Source organism: Paraglaciecola mesophila KMM 241, from assembly GCF_000315015.1.
Classification (GTDB): domain Bacteria; phylum Pseudomonadota; class Gammaproteobacteria; order Enterobacterales; family Alteromonadaceae; genus Paraglaciecola; species Paraglaciecola mesophila.
Genome location: NZ_BAEP01000074.1, coordinates 26,319 through 43,076, shown reverse-complemented (window position 1 = coordinate 43,076; position 16,758 = coordinate 26,319). Strand labels below are relative to the sequence as shown.

The following is a 16,758-nucleotide window of genomic DNA, read 5'->3' as shown; positions in this document are numbered from 1 at the left end:
CCAATTAAAAACACCATAGATCAATAGATAACCTATGGTGCATAATTCTAAAAGCATTCTAACGTTATGATGAAGCGCTAATCACCTTGATAGGCCAAGCTAATAGGGTAAAACCACCTGCTATTCACAAAATAATTCAGCCAAGTGGTAAATCTAATACCGCGAGCGCTTCGCTCGTCATAAAATGGATGAGGCACCTCGTCGGTGGCAAAATCATCTGTCATTATGGTGTGAATCGAGCCTTGACCAATGTAATACTGATAATTGCGAGTGGTATCTGCTAACTGCTCGAAAGAGGCGGTCATCCGTGCATTCCACTCGGCAAAGTACAGGTAATCGCTTGGCTGCAAAGCCCAAGTGAAAGGATTGGTATTGCCCTGATCGATTTGATCCATTACTTTGTTGAATAGCACTTGAACCCCATCAAATTCAGTCGTGTATTGAGCGAACCGATTACGCGGGTAGCGATATGACAAACGCTGAAACAAATCTACGTTTAAATCCGCCGCGGTATAAGTGCCAAGACCACTTCTAAAAATGCTAGGTAAGGTATTTTCGAAATTCCAGGGACTGCCAGAACGAAACACATCGTTAACAAAACCCTCAGAGACGATAGACGCCGAAGCATCAGCTAATAAGGATATTTTAACCCGAGGGAAAGCATCCTGCAGATAAGGGAAGTTCAGAGTCGCACCATAGCCACCTGCGCTAGAGCCCGTGACCAACATTTTGTCGATTGCCTTTCTATGTCTTCTTTTTTCTTTAAAATGGTTTTTCATCCACTCTTGCACCGCTAAAAAGTTATCAAATCCTTTATGTTTGACCGTTACTGGTGCTCCAGGAAAGCCGGTGATACTGCCGTCCACATCGGTATAAGCTACTTCACTGGAACCAGCATGCAAATCACCGGTACAGTATGGAATAAAAACCTTACTCCAATCTTTAAATGGGTTTCGTCTGTTGTCATCGTCAAACACGCCACCAGCATCCACCGGAGAATTTTCTTGCAACACTGAAGGATTATACGTTGGGCGATCATCTGGCACGTTAGCCAATGCCAAAGACGCTACACAGGTTGCATCATTCCAGCAGGAGCCGCCGCCATTAAAAAAGACCAACACGTTTTTGCTCTTACCTTCTTTAAAATAAAACCGGAAAGAATTGTCCAGAGGAGTACCATCGAGTGGATTTGGCACTGTATCAAATGCACAGGAAGGAGTGATAGTTTTTGGCTGCCCATTCCCATCGACAATTTCCATTTCGAAAGCAACCGGTATGGTTTGCCACTCGCTATTTTCTTGTTGATGATGATGCTTCGCCATTACAGACACAGGGCTCATTAATAACACTGCACTGATTAAATACTTGCTTTTCATATGTTTCACTCCATGAGGTAAAAAAACTTCGAACTAAAAAAACACCTATACAACTCGCAAGTATTCAAACCTATCTGCCGCACGAGCACGCTCCTGTTAATTAAGCTGACTGGCAACATATCAACGGATAACTAAATTCGCACAGCGAGATAATTTAATTTACCACTACTAGGTAAAAAAATTATAAACAGATTTGCCTTTGGGATATACAAGAAATTGACGCTCATTTGAGACATTAAAATTAATGAGTGTAAAAAATACTAACTAGCCCATGTTCAGATCAACAAACCGAATATAAACATGACCATGTGATGGCTGAATGTTAAAATCGGCACGGTGTCTCAATTGTCATGGGCTGGTTTGACTGGGGATGCAAAAATTCAATCCTGGACGCATGAAGTAAAAGGCGTTTAGCAAGTTGCTCGCTCTCGCCATCCGCATATAGGTCACACCCTAAAATGGGATGTCCCATCGCAAAACTATGTACCCGCAACTGATGAGTACGCCCCGTTTCAGGTGTGAACTCAACGCGAGTTCGCAGCGGGTTGTCAAAGTACTCAATGACACGATAATGACTTATCGCTTCTTTGCCCGTGTCATAGCATATTTTTTGTCGTGGGAAGTTAGGCGGATCTTTCGCGATAGGCACAGACACCCTGCCCTCAGTCTGCTCAATCTTTCCTAGTAACACAGCCATATAGCGCTTTTTCACAGTTCGTGCCTGAAATTGCTTAGTTAATTGAGCATTACTACTTTTATCAAGGGCCAGCAGCAGTACACCTGACGTACCAAAGTCCAGACGATGTGCCATCAAAGCAGTAGGAAATTCCTGTACTATACGGTAATGCACTGAATCTTTATTCAGCGGGTTTTTACCCGACAAACTCAGCAAGCCACTGGGTTTATTTACCGCCAACAGGTATTCATCTTGATACAAAACCGTGACCGCCTCATTGCAAGGCGGCGCGATAAAAGTATCTATTATGGCTGTCATGATAATTTTTCATCATTTTGCCGAGGCGCCTCATTGAGCAAGTTATCAGTGTCTTCGGGGTGATCGTTATCAGGCAGTTCAATGTCATCCTCCTGCAATAAGCGCGCATCAAGTTTCTTATTCGATTGCACTCCTAAGGCTTTAAATTGCTCTGCTTGGCGGATTAAGTTGCCTTTACCAGTAGTCAGCTTATTCATTGCGGCGTCATAATTACGCTGAGTAGCTTCCATCGATTTGCCCACTTTTTCCATGTCACTGACGAATCCATGAAACTTGTCATACAATTTTCCTGCGTTAGCAGCAATTTTCTGGGCGTTTTGATTTTGATATTCGTACTGCCAAATATTGTTGATAGTGCGCAGCGCCACCAGCAAATTCGTTGGGCTGACTAACATAATATTATTATCAAAGGCGAGTTTAACCAGCTCAGGAGCATGTTCAGCAGCGAGCAAAAATGCGGGCTCAATAGGAATAAACATCAACACATAATCCAGTGTTCTCAAACCTTTTAAGTCTTGATAATCCTTATTACCTAACTCTTTAATGTGATTACGCAAAGATGCAACATGTTGATTTAAATAAACCTGGCGTGATTCTTCATGTTCTTCGTTGAAATAGCGCTCATAAGCGGCAAGAGACACTTTTGAGTCAATCACCACGTCTTTGTCGTTTGGCAAGTGCACTACTACATCGGGCTGATAACTTTTACCACTGTCATTTTTAAGGGCGACTTGGGTATCAAATTCGTGCCCTTCTCGTAGGCCGGATTCTTTTAATACCCGCTCAAGTACTACTTCCCCCCAATTGCCTTGCTGCTTATTATCACCTTTAAGAGCTTTAGTCAGTGCCGCCGCATCTTGGGTGATTTGTTGATTCAGCTCTTTTAAGCCCATGATTTCCGTTTTAAGAGAGGCTCTTTCTTGCCCCTCTTTCACGTACTGGTCGCTAACCTGCTTCTTAAAGCCTTCAATTTGGTCTTTCAGCGGACTCAGCAAGGCGTCGAGTCCTGCCTTGCTTGACTGCTGGAATGAATTATTTTTTTGCTCGAAAATTTTATTTGCTAAGTTCTCAAACTGCTGTTGTAAACGTTGCTCTGATGATTCAAGTAATGCGAGCTTTTCGTCACTGGCTAGTTTTTCTTGTTCAAAACGGGCCGTTTTTTCCGCTAGTTCTTCACGCAAGTCTGATGCGTGTTGTTGAATTTGCTGATAATGCCCCTGCCAACGCTTGCTATCTTGCTCAAGCACAGGAATACGTGCGACTTGCTGCGTTAACTGCCCTAGTTCATTTTGTTGACTTAACTGCACCTGACGTAACTGCGTATTCTCGCTATTCGACGTATGCAGTGCCTCTTTTAAATCTAAAATTTGTTGCTGAACATAACCCTGCGTTTGTTGGTAATGTTGCTCTAACTGGCTTTTTATTTCTGCATGCTTACGACGTGATAACAGTGTATTTATCCACCAGCCGCTAACGATACCCAGGGCGGCGATCGCGCCAAGTAACATTAATAAATTGGGATCATCAAAGGAGAATTGTGCAAGAAAATTCATAGGGTAAAAGCGGTCCTGTAACTAAAATATATAATGGAGAAACCAAAGCGTATTGGCGCAGAATGTAGCATAAAAAAAGGCGCCATTAATACGGCGCCTATGCTAAGTCAGCCTACTAAATCAAGCTTCGGCTTTGGCGTTTGCTTCTTGAATCTTCACCTTCCAAATTGCCGGTCCAGTTTCATGGGCATTGGCACCTGTGCTATCTACTGCAACAGTAACCGGCATGTCTTTCACTTCAAATTCATAGATGGCTTCCATCCCTAAATCTTCAAATGCCACCACACGTGACTTCTTAATCGCTTTAGACACCAGGTAAGCAGCACCGCCAACAGCCATCAAATAGACGGCTTTGTGCTTGGCAATACTGCTAACTGTAGCTGGGCCACGTTCGGCTTTACCAATCATGCCGATAAGGCCAGTTTGTTCAAGCATCAAATCGGTGAATTTGTCCATACGGGTGGCCGTTGTTGGGCCTGCAGGTCCCACAACTTCGTCACCTACCGCATCAACTGGGCCCACGTAGTAAATAAAGCGGTCAGTCAAATCCACACCGTCTGGCAAGCCTTCGCCATTATCGAGCATGGTTTGAATACGTTTGTGAGCGGCATCACGTCCGGTCAACATCTTGCCAGAAAGCAATACCGTTTCGCCTACTTTCCATTCTTGAATGTCTTCTTTTTTGACGTCGTCTAAATTAACACGGCGGGTGTCTTTACTCACTTCCCACGTCACTTCAGGCCAATCGTTTAAATCAGGTGGGGTAAATTCTGCTGCGCCAGTACCATCAAGATGGAAATGCGCATGGCGGGTTGCCGCGCAGTTGGGGATCATAGTCACAGGCAATGAAGCGGCATGGGTAGGCAATGATTTAATTTTAATATCAACTACGGTTGTTAGACCGCCTAATCCTTGCGCGCCGATACCTAAATCATTCACTTTTTTGAAGATTTCAAGACGCAGTTTTTCTTCGGTCGTTTGTGCGCCTCTGTCCATTAGTTCTTGGATATCTACCGGATCCATCAAGCTTTCTTTGGCTAGAACGGCTGATTTTTCAGCGGTACCACCTATGCCTATTCCCAGCATGCCCGGTGGACACCACCCTGCCCCCATAGTCGGCAACGTTTTCACTACCCAATCTGCAATGCTGTCATTGGGGTTTAGCATCACCATTTTAGATTTATTTTCTGAACCGCCACCTTTGGCCGCGATCATCACTTCAATACCTTCGCCCGGTACGGTATCGATATGCACAACCGCTGGCGTATTGTCTTTGGTATTTTTACGCGCACCCGCTGGGTCTGAAACGATGGAAGCACGCAACGGATTTTCTTTGTTGTTATAAGCGCGACGCGTTCCCTCATCAACCATTTGCTGCACCGTCAGGTCAGTTTTATCCCACTGAACACCCATACCTATTTTTACGAAACAGGTCACTATGCCCGTATCTTGACATAACGGACGCTTACCTTCGGCTGACATACGTGAATTGATCAGTATTTGCGCCATAGCGTCTTTTGCGGCTTGGCTTTCTTCCTTGTTATAGGCTTTTTCAACGGCCTTGATATAATCTAACGGGTGATAATAGGAAATAAACTGCAATGAATCTTCAATGCTATCGATAAAGTCCTGTTGACGGATAACAGCCATAGTTGCCTCTTGTTTGATGTGTCACAAAGTTTCGACAAAGTCATGTCAAAGAGCTCGACAATTGTCGTTCGTAGGTCGCGCATATGATAACCTGTGATGATAGATTGCTCCATGATAAATCGCCCTATAGCGCTCGCAATGACTGTTTTTGGCCAATATCATCACACTAAATACGCTCGACTAAACGGAAATCCAGCTTTGCCGACCATGACCATCACCGAATTAAACGCCCCTAAAAATCACAGTATGAGCCGTTTATTTCAGCACTTCGCCGACCAAGAATGGGCCATATTGTTGGACTCTTCCGACAGTGTCCACATTGATGGTCGCTATGATGTCATGGTAGCAAACCCACTTGCCACGCTCATCACAAAAGGTGAAAGCACACACATTTGCTATAAAGACTCGCCTCACAAGAGTCGTACGAGTCAAGACGACCCCATGACCTTAGTGCAAACCGTGCTCGAAGCGTGCTTACACCCGCAGTCGATTTCTCCTAGCACCTCTGCACTGCCTTTTAAAGCCGGCGCAATGGGCTACTTTGGTTATGATTTAGGACGGCGATTCGAGGACTTACCCCAACAGGCAGAAAATCCATATTCTGCTCCCGATATGGCAATAGGGATTTATCACTGGGCGGTTATTAAAGACAACCAGACTGGGCAGTTTTTCCTGTGTCATTTTCCCACTGACCACAATGACAATGCGCCTGATGCAGCGCAGATAAATGCCCTGTTGAACCATGTTGGCTCCGCATACCTCACTGATGATGCTCACAAATTCACCTTAAGTGGACAATGGCAGTCGAATATGGACAAAAATCAATACGTGGATAAAATCGCGCAAGTTAACGCCTACCTAAGAAGCGGCGATTGTTATCAAGTAAACCTTGCTCAACGATTTGACGCACCCTATTCAGGTGATGAGTATCAGGCGTATTTACGCCTACGAGGCGCCAACAAAGCACCGTTTTCAGCCTTTATTCGTATTCCTGAAGCGGTGATCATTAGTATTTCCCCTGAACGTTTTTTATCGGTCGACAGTCAAGGAAAAGTGCAAACCAAACCAATTAAAGGCACCCGGCCACGCTCGCCGGATAATGCGATAGATCAGCAAAATATTCAGGCACTTAGAGGTTCAAGTAAAGACCAGGCAGAGAACTTGATGATTGTGGATTTACTGCGTAATGATTTGAGCAAGTCTTGCCAGCCACACTCAGTGAGTGTGCCAGCGCTATTTGAAATAGAGAGCTTTGCTGCAGTGCATCATTTAGTCAGCACGGTGACAGGCCAACTAGCTGAACAACAAACCGCCCTGTCTTTATTGCGCGGTGCGTTTCCTGGTGGCTCTATTACTGGTGCACCTAAAATTCGTGCTATGGAAATCATTGAAGAGTTAGAGCCCCAAAGACGCAATATTTATTGTGGCAGCATTGGATACCTAGGTATTGATGGGGATATGGACACCAGCATATGCATTCGTACATTATTGCTAGAAAATTCTCACCTTTACTGCTGGGCAGGCGGCGGAATTGTGCTAGATTCCACCGCACTAGACGAATATCAAGAAAGTTTAGATAAAGTGTGTAAAATACTGCCCGTATTATTGCAAGGGAACGCCTAAGCACATGAATAAAAATGAATTTCTCTCTCGTTTTCATCATGCCCGTACTATCCAGCCAGAATTGGATTATCCATTGCGTGCGGCCGGTAAGCCTGCCGCAGTATTAATGCCCATGCTTGAAAGACAAGGGCAACTTAGCATGTTATTTACCTTACGCTCCAGGCACTTAAAGCACCACGCTGGTCAGGTAAGTTTCCCCGGCGGAAAGCAAGAGCCGAGTGACAACAACCTTTTAAGCACGGCTTTAAGAGAGACTCACGAAGAAATCGGTATTCATCCGCAATGCATAGAAGTGATAGGCAGCCTGCCTCGTTATCGTACCGTAAGTCGCTTTGAAGTCGTCCCCTATGTGGGATTTGTGCGCATGCCATTGGAAATGACACTCGATACCAACGAAGTGGAATCAGTATTTGAAGTCCCCCTGTCGTTCTTACTCGACAAAAATAATCACTTTATTCATTGGGTGAAGCGTAAAAACGCCGCCCAGCACCCTATCTATTTTATAAAATGGCACGAGCAAGTCATTTGGGGAGCCACCGCCGCGTTTGTTCGTGTGTTATCAAACCATGTTGCTCAGGACTTTTCGGTAGAGCAATAAAAGTCAAAAGTAAATCTAGGTGGTGCACTCGGGTCGCAACAATATCTTTACATTGCCTAAAGGCAATATATCTCTAGGCTGAGTTGTTCATGCCTGCACAAACCTGCACAATTAGCGTCTTAATATTTCAATAGGTTTTGCGTTTTTATGATCAGTGTTTTTGATATGTTCAGTGTGGGTATCGGCCCTTCTAGCTCTCACACAGTGGGGCCCATGCGAGCGGCAAAAGAGTTTAGCCAGCAATTAAAAACACAAAACTTGTTTGATAAAACTGACGAAGTGCGCGCTGAGCTATTCGGCAGCTTAGGGCAGACGGGCAAAGGACATGGTACAGGTAAAGCAGTGATCTTAGGCTTGTTAGGCCACGCACCTGAAACCATCGATGCGACTGCTGTTGATGAAATGCTAGCGGAAGTCGAAAAAACCAGAAAGTTAACGCTGGATCAATTACATCCAGTACGCTTTGCTGCCAAAGATGCCATCGTCTTTCATCGTCGTAAAACACTCCCCCATCACGCCAATGGCATGACAATTCACGCCCTGCATAAAGGTGAAATCATTGCTTCGCAGTCTTATTATTCCATCGGCGGCGGTTTTATTATTCGCGCCGAGGACTTTTTAGCGCAAAAAACAGCCGCTCTCACCTTGGTGGAAAAGCCCGTCCCTTTTGCCTTTTCGAGCGCGGAAGAATTAGTTCGCTTGTGTAAAGAAAATGGTTTCTCTATTAGCTCGTTAATGTACCGCAACGAGCAAGTATTTCAGGCGAAAAGCGATATTACCGCCAAGCTCTGGCATATTTGGCAGGTTATGCACGAATGTATTCAAACCGGTATTAAAACCGAAGGAATTTTACCCGGCGGGTTAAAAGTGACGCGCAGAGCCCCAGGGCTACATCGCCGCCTCCAAAGTGAAAAAAACGCCGACCCCATGGTCGCTATGGATTGGGTGAACTTGTTTGCTTTGGCGGTCAATGAAGAAAACGCTGCTGGCGGGCGCGTTGTGACCGCTCCTACTAATGGCGCAGCCGGTATTTTGCCTGCTGTTCTGTGTTATTTTGATAAATTCGTGCGCCCTGTCGATGAAGATATTGTCAGTCGTTATTTACTGACTGCGGCGGCGATCGGCATTTTGTATAAGAAAAATGCCTCAATTTCTGGGGCTGAAGTGGGCTGCCAAGGAGAAGTTGGCGTTGCTTGCTCAATGGCTGCAGGGGCGTTAACTGAAATTATCGGTGGCTCGGTGGATGCGGTTGAAAATGCAGCAGAAATAGGCATGGAACATAATCTTGGCTTAACCTGTGACCCTGTAGGTGGCCTAGTGCAAGTTCCGTGTATAGAGCGCAATGCTATGGGGGCGATAAAAGCGATTAATGCATCACGCCTCGCTCTGCGTGGTAGCGGCCAGCATAAAGTATCCCTCGATAAAGTCATTAAAACCATGTGGGACACAGGAAACGACATGAAATCAAAGTACAAGGAAACCGCACGGGGCGGGTTAGCGGTTAACATCATCGAGTGTTAAGGGTTTTTATTTTAAAACGTGAGTATTAGGCACAAAAAAAGAGGCAATACATTGCCTCTTTTGTTCGATATGGGGTGAACAATACCCTATTCATCCCTCATTAGTGCAGTGCTACGCCTTTACTTAACAGGTAACGTTAGGCCTTTAAACATGCGCTCCACTTCATCGTTATTTTTCTGCATCATGGCTTTTTCAACCACACTTTTAGTTAAATGCGGTGCAAAACGCTCAATGAAGTCATACATGTAACTACGTAAAAACGACCCTTTACGGAATCCAATTTTAGTTGTGCTGTATTCAAACAAATGGCTAGCATCTATTTTAACCAAATCGCTATCCAGCTTTTCATCCACTGCCATTGATGCAATAACACCAATACCTACTCCTAAACGCACATACGTTTTAATGACGTCTGCATCAGTTGCTGTAAATACAATTTTTGGCTCTAGTCCCGCACGGCTAAAGGCTTGATCTAACTCTGAACGACCCGTGAAACCAAATACATAGGTAACCAATGAGTACTGGGCAATGTCCTCAATAGTAATAGAGGTAGTTTGCGCCAGCGGATGGTCGCGATTCACTATGATACTGCGGTTCCAGTGGTAGCACGGCAGCATCACGAGATCGTTGTACAAGTGCAAAGCTTCGGTAGCGATAGCGAAATCAGCTTCACCTTTTGCGGCCAAATCACTGATTTGCGAAGGCGTTCCCTGATGCATATGTAGCGATACCCGAGGGTATTTATTCATAAACCCTTTGATAACGTCAGGCAAAGCATAGCGTGCCTGCGTATGAGTGGTTGCAATATTCAGTTTACCTTGGTCTGGTAAAGTATGCTCTCTGGAAACCGCTTTGATACTTTCAACTTTGGCCAATATTTCTCGTGAAATATTAATCACGTCTTGGCCCGCGTCGGTTACATGGGTTAAATGTTTTCCGCTACGGCCAAAAATTTGCACCCCTAGCTCGTCCTCTAACATACGTACTTGCTTGCTGATCCCCGGTTGAGAGGTGTACAAGCTTTCGGCCGTTGCCGACACATTTAAATTATTGTTAAGCACCTCAACGATGTAACGAAGCTGTTGTAGTTTCATGGCAATGCCTTGATAGTTATATTCAGAGTTCTATATATATTAATTTCTTATATACCTAGCGGGCCATTAATTCCATAAGATTTTAATAAAAATTAGAATTTTTTTGCTTAAGGCCTGTCACTAACGCATTGTAAATTAAAGGATACTCTATTTTTATGCTAGTGTATTCTAGTCATTTATCAGCTCACGGTGAAGTATGAACAACGACAACGGACAAATAGATTTTGCCACAGTATTGGCCTCAGCGGTGCACGACATGAAAAATTCTTTGTCTTTGCTGATCCAATCCATTGAAAACCTTGGGCTGACGCTTAAAGATCAAGATAACGAGGTTGGTGAGCACTTCGCTTCTGCCCATTACGAAGCATCTCGCTTAAATACTGGGTTAGTGCAATTATTATCGTTGTACCGAGCAGGCATGGATAATATGCCTCTGAATATTGACGAGCACTACGTTGAAGATGTTGTCGATGAAATCCTTGCCGCCAATGAAAGTTATATAAATCACAAAAAAATTAACCTAAACGTTGAGCAAGAGCCCGACTTAGTGGGATACTTCGACGCTGATTTAATTTGCTTGTTACTCAATGACATGCTGATTAATTCAATGCGTTACAGTAACCAGCATATATTGCTCAAAGTATTCAGCGACGATAAGCACCTTATATTTGAAGTACAGGACGATGGTCCCGGGTACCCGCAAAGCATGTTAGAAGCCAATACAGTGACCATGCAAAATTATGATATAAGCCAAGGTCGCACAGGGCTTGGCTTATTTTTTGCTAGATTAATAGCAGAGGCGCATAAAGCGCAACACAGTACCGGCTCCATTTCGCTCGCCAATGGCGGCACATTGGGCGGTAGCGTATTTACCTTAAAAATTCCCGTTTAGCATAATTGTTATATGCATACTCAGGTCAGTGGCGAAAAATAGAGTATTAAATGATTTTCCCTATAATAATTGTTCTCATCGTATCTCTCATTGTCATGGCGATTATTGTCAATGCCGTGCAGCAGCACCGAAACAAAGTGGAGAGTGAGAAGCGCGTAGAGGTAGCAAAACAAAAGAATGTTGTTGATGAAACAGAAGAAATTTTACTCGCCACTGAGCACATCACCGTTAGTCAGCAACTAAAATTTATTTTTCAGCAACGTATTGTCAATGCCCTTAAAATTATCGCTCAGGTGAATCCTGGCGTCATGGACATCAATAGCCGTATTGAAAGTGCCAGTAATAAACTTAAAGAGCTGTCCGCAAATCAAGAGCCTATTTCGGCGGATAGCTTCAGCCTACCCAATAGCGATAAACAAGTGGTCGCTTACATTAAATGCGTTAAAAAAATGCGTGGGTTGCTTCGCTCTGAGTACACCAAGGGCCGCGTAGATAGCAGTGCATTTATGGTAGAAGACAAATATTTGGAACGCTTACAGCTAAGAGCGAACGTAGAAACGCTAATGCGCCGCGGCGAATCATCTATGCAAGCCCAGCAACTTGGCTCTGCTCGACAATGTATTGAAAAGGCGATTACGGCGTTAGACAGCCAATCTCAGCCAGACGATTATATTATTCAGCGTAAGCAAGAGCTCGAATTACAACTTAAGCAGATTCAAGACAGTTTGCGCAGCGCAAATACCGAAGATGTGCGTAAGCGAAAAGAGTCTGAGCGTAACGAGCTTGACGAACTGTTTTCCGAAAAGAAAAAGTGGTAATTGTTCTGAACATTCCCGTTTAACCTATTGATACCTAAACTGTGCATAGCAGCCTTCACTCTGCTAATGGATGCTTTATCACCCAGTCCCACAAGGCTTGCGCCGAAACAGACATATTGCCTTGCACCTTTCTAATCATCCCAACCCGCTTACCCAATCTATCTCCTTCGATAGGTAAGCACCTCAATCCAAGTCGCTGCATCTGTTGCTGACATAGCCCTGGCACAATAGACACCCCCAAACCATGCTCTACAAATTGCCCCAGTGTCGCTAGTTGGGATGCCTCAGCCACCATATTTACCTTAAGTTCCAGCGCTTCGTAATGGTTATCGACCCATCTGCGAATGGCCGACCCTCTATTCATGGCAATAAAAGGAGATTGCGCTAACGCATTCCACGTGACGCTGCTTTGCTGACTCAACGGGTGTAACTTTGGCAGCACGGCAATAAACTCATCGGTGAACATGGGATAAAACAGTAGGCCATCTAATTGCTCGGTTTCAAAGGTAAACCCCAGCGCCACCCGCTCTTCAGCAACGGCATTGATTACTTGCTCCATTACAATATCCGCCACACTGACTTTGACGTTAGGAAACTGAGATTGGAACGCCCCTAAGATCGCCGGTAAATGCCCTACCGCAAACGAGGGCATCGCGGCAATCGACAGCTTCCCTCTTCCCATTGAAAACACTTGTTGTAAGTCGCCAAATGCATCTTGCCAATCATTCATCAATCGTATCGCAACAGGTAAGAAATCCTGACCTTCAGGGCTTAGTTGCACCTTACGCGTAGTGCGTGAGAACAGAGGCCCACCCACTTGCTCTTCCATTTTTTTGATGGCACTAGACAACGCAGGCTGAGAAAGAAACATCTTTTGCGCAGCCTCAGCAAACGTCGCCGATTGCGCCACTTGTATAAACGCTTGTAGCTGGCGATACGAAACATTCATGAGGGAGTTACTCAAACTTATTAATAAATTTAATTTATTAATAAGCATATTAATTCAACTTTACTATCAAAAGATAGTCTTTATATTAATGTTAAATAAACGTAAACGAGGAACTAACATGGCAGGTTTTGATAAAGTTGTAACCAGCTACGCAGAAGCGATGGCAGGCTTAGAGGACGACATGACCGTCATCGCTGGCGGGTTCGGCTTGTGTGGGATCCCGGAAGGCCTAATTGGACAAGTGAAAAAATGGGTACCAAAGGCCTTACCATAGTGTCGAATAACTGTGGCGTTGATGGCTTTGGCTTAGGCCTTTTGTTAGAAGACAAACAAGTCAAAAAGATGATTTCATCCTACGTGGGAGAAAACGCCTTATTTGAACGCCAGTTGTTAGACGGCGAGCTTGAAGTAGAGCTCACTCCCCAAGGCACACTGGCAGAGAAAATGCGCGCTGGCGGTGCCGGCATTCCTGCTTTTTATACGGCTACCGGATACGGTACGCCAGTAGGCGAAGGTAAAGAAGTCAAAGAATTCAATGGCCGACCTTACATCATGGAAGAGTCTATTGTAGGTGACTTCGCCATCGTTAAAGCCTGGAAAGCAGACCGGTATGGCAATTGTATCTACCGCCACACCGCACAAAACTTCAACCCTATGGCAGCCACTGCGGGCAAAATTACCGTATTAGAAGTGGAAGAATTAGTTGAGCCTGGCGAACTTGAACCTAGTCAAATTCAAACTCCGGGCATATATATTGATCGCGTTATCGTCGGGCAATTTGAGAAGCGCATTGAGCGTAAAGTTTTGGCGAAAACCAACAAAGAACAAGGGCAATAGGAGATCATCATGGCACTATCAAGAGACCAAATCGCCATGCGTGTGGCACAAGAATTCCACGACGGTGATTACATTAATTTAGGGATCGGTATTCCTACCCTTGCCGCTAACTTCGTACCAGATGGTATGCAAGTGATGTTGCAATCAGAAAACGGCTTGCTCGGCATGGGGCCTTATCCCACTGAAGAAAATGTGGATGCTGACATGATCAACGCCGGTAAAGAAACGGTTACCGCTGGCGTAGGCGCATCCATTTTTAGTTCGGCTGAAAGCTTTGCCATGATCCGCGGCGGCCACGTTGATGTTACCGTACTGGGCGCATTTGAAGTTGACGTAAGCGGTAGCATTGCCTCGTGGATGATCCCAGGTAAGCTGATTAAAGGTATGGGCGGTGCTATGGACTTAGTGGCCGGTGCAAAGAATATTATTGTGACCATGACCCATGCAGATAAACATGGTAATTCGAAACTCCTTGAAGCGTGCACCCTGCCCTTAACTGGCGTGAACTGCATAAACCGTATCATTACCGATTTAGCGGTGATTGAAGTGAAAGACGGCGCGTTTCATTTACTAGAGCGCGCACCGGGTGTTAGCGTTGAAGAAATTAAAAATAAAACCGCTGGTCAATTGATTGCCGGTGATAACGTGCCACAAATGCGCGTGTAATAACGCTTAAAGTGCTAAAACAGAAAATAAAGCTCCATAAAATGTGCGGCAATTGTATAATGCGCACAATCCCTTTTTAGAGTATTTATTTTTTGCAATTTAGCGATTTACCATTAGACCACCGCTTAGGTAAGGCCTTAGAGATAAAAGGCTTTACCGAAGCAACTGAAATTCAAGCGCAAGCCATTCCTTATGCCCTAATGGGTAAAGATTTGATTGCTTCGTCAAAAACAGGCTCAGGCAAGACCTTGGCTTTCCTGTTACCGGCTGTGCAAAGAGTGTTGACCAAACAACCTCTTAGCCGTAAAGATCCTCGTGTACTTATCCTTGCACCCACGCGGGAACTGGCAAAACAGGTCTTTTTTCAGCTTAAGTGGTTGATTGCTAAACATCAGTTAAAAGCGGCGCTCATTCTTGGCGGTGAAAACTTTAACGATCAGGTGAAAGCGTTACGTCATTACCCGCAATTTGTAGTGGGTACCGCCGGCCGTATTGCCGATCATTTAGCGGGTAAATCTCTGTATTTAAATGGGCTTGAAATGCTCATAATGGATGAAGCCGATCGGATGCTTGATTTAGGCTTTACTGAGCAATTAAAGCAAATCAATGCGGCTGCAGATCACCGCAAACGTCAGTCAATGATGTTCTCCGCCACATTAGACAACGCCGCGCTGCATTATCTGACTCAATCTATGCTCAAAGCCCCCCACCGTATCAGCATTGGTATTTCCAGCGCTGAGCATAAAGATATACAGCAACGGTTTTTCTTAGCCGACAATGTGACCCATAAAGAACGCTTACTTGCGCATATGATCAACGAAAAAGATCATCGTCAAGTGATCGTATTTACTGCAACCCGAGCCGATACCGAACGCTTGTCGAGTCTGTTAAAAGAGCAAGGTTTATACAGCATCGCCCTAAGTGGCGATTTAAGCCAAGGCCAACGTAATAACATCATGAGTGAATTTGGCCGCGGCCAACAACACATATTGGTGACCACAGACATCGCCTCTCGTGGGCTAGATTTGCTTAATGTTTCGTTAGTCGTGAACTTCGATTTACCCAAACTCGCAGATGAATATGTGCATCGCGTGGGTCGTACAGGGCGCGCAGGTAATAAAGGCGAAGCTGTATCATTTGTTGGGCCAAAAGATTGGGCGAGCTACCTTTCTATCAAAAGCTTCTTACAACAAGAGGTCAGCTTTAATGAAATTGAAGGGCTAGAGGCGAAATTTAAAGGATTACGCCCGCCTAAGAAAGCCAAAGCGCCTGTTAAAAAAGCGCCGGGTAAAGCTGCGAATAACAGTAAAGCGGGCTCTGGAGCGAATAATCAAGGGCCTGACAGAGTTAAACCCATGCAAGGCACGGAAGTGGGCGACCGCCCAATGAAGCGTAAACCGCGCCAAGTTATTCAAGATGACGATAACGAAGAATAAGTAAGTCGTGATAACGCGGCTCTAGTCGATAGCTCATCGCCCAGAGCCGTATTTTTCAGTTAATTATATTTCCGCTTTAGTTCTCGCAGTTATTATCACTTTAGTCTTTCTCTATTTCCATGCTTCAAAGAAGTCTGCCACATCACGCTTTGGTTTAGGTGAGGCATCCGTTACCGGCGTACCTAAGTATAAAAAGCCGACAATTTCGTCTTTTTCAGCGCACCCAAGCGCCTGCTTAACATTTTCATCTTGCGCATAACTGCCTGTACGCCAAATACCATTGAACCCTTGCGCGACCGCTGCCATTTGCATGGCGTGCACAGCACACGAGGCAGAAGCAACCTGCTCAACCCAAGGCACTTTGGGATGTTCCACATATTTTGCAATCGCAACAATCACCATAGGCGCACGCTTAGGTAACTGTGGCGCTCGCTCTATCTCTTTCTCGGTCATATCAGCATCAATTGCTGCTTGTTCAAAAATATCACCCAACTTTGCTAGGCCTGATTTTTCACACACAATAAACCGCCATGGGGCTAAACACGCATGATCAGGCGCGCGAAGTGCGGCTTGCATAATATTGGTTAATGCTTCACCTGCCGGTGCAGGGGCTTGTAATCTAGGGTGAGAGCTACGATTAAGCAGCAGGTTTAAGGCGTCCATAGAATAAAAATACCTCAAGGAAAAACAGAATATAGGCAGTTAGTATGGCGATTATCACAACAAGGAGCAATAAAAAAAGGCGCACAAT

The 16,758-nt window shown here is 44.9% G+C and carries 14 protein-coding genes and 1 pseudogene; 8 read left to right on the top strand and 7 right to left on the bottom strand.

Translation table 11 applies throughout. The features are described 5' to 3' along the window. Positions 1-77 precede the first annotated feature (77 nt). The 4 genes from GMES_RS17545 to GMES_RS17530 all read right to left on the bottom strand — a co-directional run bounded on the left by GMES_RS17545 (position 78) and on the right by GMES_RS17530 (position 5,573). Positions 78-1,376, bottom strand: a complete 1,299-nt coding sequence (locus GMES_RS17545) for a pectin acetylesterase-family hydrolase (protein ID WP_006994104.1) — start codon at positions 1,374-1,376, stop codon at positions 78-80. Between the two features lie 322 nt (positions 1,377-1,698). Then, positions 1,699-2,370 carry an RluA family pseudouridine synthase gene (locus GMES_RS17540; RefSeq protein WP_006994103.1) on the bottom strand — a complete coding sequence of 224 codons (672 nt, stop codon included), beginning with the start codon at positions 2,368-2,370 and terminating at the stop codon, positions 1,699-1,701. Continuing rightward, positions 2,367-3,923 carry a DNA recombination protein RmuC gene (gene rmuC / locus GMES_RS17535; protein ID WP_006994102.1) on the bottom strand — a complete coding sequence of 519 codons (1,557 nt, stop codon included), beginning with the start codon at positions 3,921-3,923 and terminating at the stop codon, positions 2,367-2,369. The genes GMES_RS17540 and rmuC overlap by 4 nt, the downstream gene beginning before the upstream one ends. 120 nt (positions 3,924-4,043) lie before the next feature. Further along, the gene (locus GMES_RS17530; RefSeq protein WP_006994101.1) at positions 4,044-5,573 is read right to left on the bottom strand and encodes a fumarate hydratase; all 1,530 of its coding nucleotides are present in this window, start codon (positions 5,571-5,573) and stop codon (positions 4,044-4,046) included. 138 nt (positions 5,574-5,711) lie between these two features. On the opposite strand from GMES_RS17530, the gene pabB reads away from it, so the two are divergent. From pabB to GMES_RS17515, 3 genes are all read left to right on the top strand, one after another. Then, positions 5,712-7,196: an aminodeoxychorismate synthase component I gene (pabB, locus tag GMES_RS17525; RefSeq protein WP_033187599.1), complete on the top strand. Its 1,485-nt coding sequence runs from the start codon at positions 5,712-5,714 to the stop codon at positions 7,194-7,196. Between the two features lie 4 nt (positions 7,197-7,200). Further along, positions 7,201-7,794, top strand: coding sequence for a CoA pyrophosphatase (locus tag GMES_RS17520; RefSeq protein WP_006994099.1), 594 nt, complete (start codon positions 7,201-7,203; stop codon positions 7,792-7,794). A gap of 147 nt (positions 7,795-7,941) precedes the next feature. Next, positions 7,942-9,315, top strand: a complete 1,374-nt coding sequence (locus GMES_RS17515) for an L-serine ammonia-lyase (protein ID WP_006994098.1) — start codon at positions 7,942-7,944, stop codon at positions 9,313-9,315. Positions 9,316-9,434: 119 nt separating this feature from the next. Here GMES_RS17515 and cysB read toward each other — a convergent pair whose 3' ends face one another. Then, entirely contained in the window at positions 9,435-10,409 is a 975-nt protein-coding gene (gene cysB, locus GMES_RS17510) for an HTH-type transcriptional regulator CysB (RefSeq protein ID WP_006994097.1), read from the bottom strand. 196 nt (positions 10,410-10,605) lie between these two features. On the opposite strand from cysB, the gene GMES_RS17505 reads away from it, so the two are divergent. Together GMES_RS17505 and GMES_RS17500 are read left to right on the top strand one after the other, a co-directional pair. Beyond that, entirely contained in the window at positions 10,606-11,301 is a 696-nt protein-coding gene (locus tag GMES_RS17505) for a sensor histidine kinase (RefSeq protein WP_006994096.1), read from the top strand. Between the two features lie 95 nt (positions 11,302-11,396). After that, positions 11,397-12,119: a hypothetical protein gene (locus GMES_RS17500; RefSeq protein WP_006994095.1), complete on the top strand. Its 723-nt coding sequence runs from the start codon at positions 11,397-11,399 to the stop codon at positions 12,117-12,119. Between the two features lie 55 nt (positions 12,120-12,174). Here GMES_RS17500 and GMES_RS17495 read toward each other — a convergent pair whose 3' ends face one another. After that, positions 12,175-13,068 carry a LysR family transcriptional regulator gene (locus GMES_RS17495; RefSeq protein ID WP_006994094.1) on the bottom strand — a complete coding sequence of 298 codons (894 nt, stop codon included), beginning with the start codon at positions 13,066-13,068 and terminating at the stop codon, positions 12,175-12,177. 118 nt (positions 13,069-13,186) lie between these two features. Between GMES_RS17495 and GMES_RS17490 the strand changes: the two are divergent. The 3 genes and pseudogenes from GMES_RS17490 to GMES_RS17480 all read left to right on the top strand — a co-directional run bounded on the left by GMES_RS17490 (position 13,187) and on the right by GMES_RS17480 (position 16,007). Beyond that, positions 13,187-13,905 (top strand): annotated as a pseudogene (locus GMES_RS17490) (CoA transferase subunit A). A 9-nt stretch (positions 13,906-13,914) separates the two neighbouring features. Beyond that, positions 13,915-14,571: a 3-oxoacid CoA-transferase subunit B gene (locus GMES_RS17485; protein ID WP_006994093.1), complete on the top strand. Its 657-nt coding sequence runs from the start codon at positions 13,915-13,917 to the stop codon at positions 14,569-14,571. 92 nt (positions 14,572-14,663) lie between these two features. Continuing rightward, positions 14,664-16,007, top strand: coding sequence for a DEAD/DEAH box helicase (locus tag GMES_RS17480; RefSeq protein ID WP_006994092.1), 1,344 nt, complete (start codon positions 14,664-14,666; stop codon positions 16,005-16,007). Between the two features lie 111 nt (positions 16,008-16,118). Here GMES_RS17480 and GMES_RS17475 read toward each other — a convergent pair whose 3' ends face one another. Next, positions 16,119-16,670 (bottom strand): NAD(P)H nitroreductase, encoded by a 552-nt coding sequence (locus GMES_RS17475; protein ID WP_006994091.1) that lies wholly within the window; start codon positions 16,668-16,670, stop codon positions 16,119-16,121. Between the last annotated feature and the right edge of the window lie 88 nt (positions 16,671-16,758).